Here is a 2,040-nt window from a genome sequence, read left to right as displayed (position 1 = left end):
ATTGCTATGGCTAACCGAATACTGTACCACCCTGCTAATCTAATTATGTACCATATGGAAAGAAGAACTTCTTTTCTTTCTCTTTTCATATGAAAAGAGAAAAATCGAATATTTATCAGTTTTGCTGAATTTCTCGTCTTTGGTTCCTGTAACGGTAGCTTTCTCCGTTGAATAGTACTATCTTACTGTTGTGGATTAACCTGTCGATAATCGCTGCTGTCATCCTTTCATCGTGAAATATTTTAGCCCATTCTGCAAATTCAAGATTGCTGTTTACTAAGATAGATCCTTTTTCATACCTTTCAGAGAATATTTGGAACATGAGTTGTGTAACTTGGTCGGATAACTGCACGTATCCTAGTTCATCAATTATCAGTAAATCTACTTTGCTCAACTTTTTTTGGAATTTTGTTAGTTGTCGTTCTTCCTGCATTTCAACTAAGAGGTTCCCAAGATTGGCTGCTGTGAAAAAACTTACTGTTTCCCCTTTCTTACATGCTTGTATCCCTATCGCTATACTTATGTGCGTTTTTCCTGCACCTGGTGATCCTAAGAACAAAAGATTTGTCTTTTCTTCGATGAACTTACATTCACTGAGTTCCAGTATTTCCTTCTTTGATAGGTAAGGCGCTTGACTGAAATCAAATTGGTCTATCGTCTTTAGATTAGGGAACTTCGCTTGGCGTAACAACCTTTGAAATCTATTGTTCCCCCTTGATAGGACTTCACATTGAATCAACGTTTCAAAAAATCTTTCGTTGTCCCATTCGTTTCTTTTTGCCTCTTTTAGTGTATCCTCATACCGTTCTAATATACCAGATAGCCGACAATATTTCAGCTGTTCTCTTAGTTCATCTTTCATTTTCACACCCCACTTTTCGAAGTAGTTCATTGTAAGTATTTAGAGACATGTAAGTGGTGGTGTGTTTGTCTAAATCAAGGGTTTCTAGCTTTTCTTTTGATAACAATTCTGTTTTGGGTTTGTGTTGCGTTTGATACCTTAGTACGCTCAACACGTCTTGATAGCTGTAGCGGTTTTTTTCATCCAATTCATTTAGTACCTTTGCAATAACTTCAACGGTGTATTGTTGGGTTAATTTTAGTATGTCTATGAACTCCCTTGTTCCTTTTGAATCAGAGCTAAGATGAGCTTGCAGCATCTTATGGTACTTTTCATATATCTGAGGTAATCCCCAATCTTGGATGACCTTAGCTTGTTCGTACGCCCTTGCCTTTTTTCTTAGTAAAGGTAGGAAATGGTATGGGTTTAAGCTCTCTTTGTTTTTTCCAAACATCCTTTCGTGTTCTGCTATAACTTTTCCTTTGTAGATTACCTTTACCTTGAATGGGTAGATGTGAACTTCAACCTTTTTACCAATGTAATTTGTTGGTACAGAGTATCTGTTCTTTTCCAAATGAATAAGTTGATATGTGTCTACCTTTGCTTCCTTTATCCTTGCATATACGTATCTTTCTTTGAGAGGAAGAAAATCTTCATCAAGGATTCTCTTTCCCCAACTTTCTCCTTCATACCTTCCTTTTTTGAGCCTTTGATGACATTTTTCCTTTAATTCCAAATTGAGTATATCAAAACTTTTGAACTCAACCCTCGGTAAGAAGTAGTTATTTTCAACGTATTTAACAAGGTTTTCTACCATCCCTTTTTCATTGCCTTTAGCTGGACCACAAAATTCAGATTCAAAACAGTAGAAGGATTGGAATTTGACAAACTCTTCTTGTAGTATCCTTTCTCTTCCTGTTAGTACTTCTTTCACTGCAGGTTTTAAATTGTCAAAGATTATCTTTCTTGGAACTCCACCAAAGAAATCAAACGCTGATGTTAATCCGTCAAAGAAAAACTCTGTAGACTCTCCTGGATAAGCTTTAACAAACTCCACCTTGCTGTAGCATAACTTTGCACAGAATACGTGTATCTTTCTTGGCATCTTATCTTGTATCACGTAAACTTCACCAAAGTCTGCCTGCATACTACCTCTTAGTGGCACTAATTTCAAAAAACCTTCTTTTTGATTGATACCA

The 2,040-nt window shown here is 36.3% G+C and carries 2 protein-coding genes; both read right to left on the bottom strand.

Going from position 1 to position 2,040, the window contains the following annotated elements:
- Window positions 1-115: 115 nt before the first annotated feature.
- A complete protein-coding gene (gene istB / locus X925_RS00230; protein ID WP_121958802.1) occupies window positions 116-862 on the bottom strand; it encodes an IS21-like element helper ATPase IstB in 747 nt (248 codons plus the stop codon).
- Window positions 852-2,040, bottom strand: a 1,189-nt coding sequence (locus tag X925_RS00225) for a DDE-type integrase/transposase/recombinase (protein WP_146026666.1), incomplete at its 5' end; no start/stop codon positions are given. The genes istB and X925_RS00225, both read right to left, overlap by 11 nt.

It is taken from the genome of Petrotoga sp. 9T1HF07.CasAA.8.2 (assembly GCF_002895585.1).
GTDB classification, from domain to species: domain Bacteria; phylum Thermotogota; class Thermotogae; order Petrotogales; family Petrotogaceae; genus Petrotoga; species Petrotoga mobilis.
The sequence above is the reverse complement of the archived record's forward strand: the minus strand, read 5'-3'. Positions and strand labels throughout refer to the sequence as shown.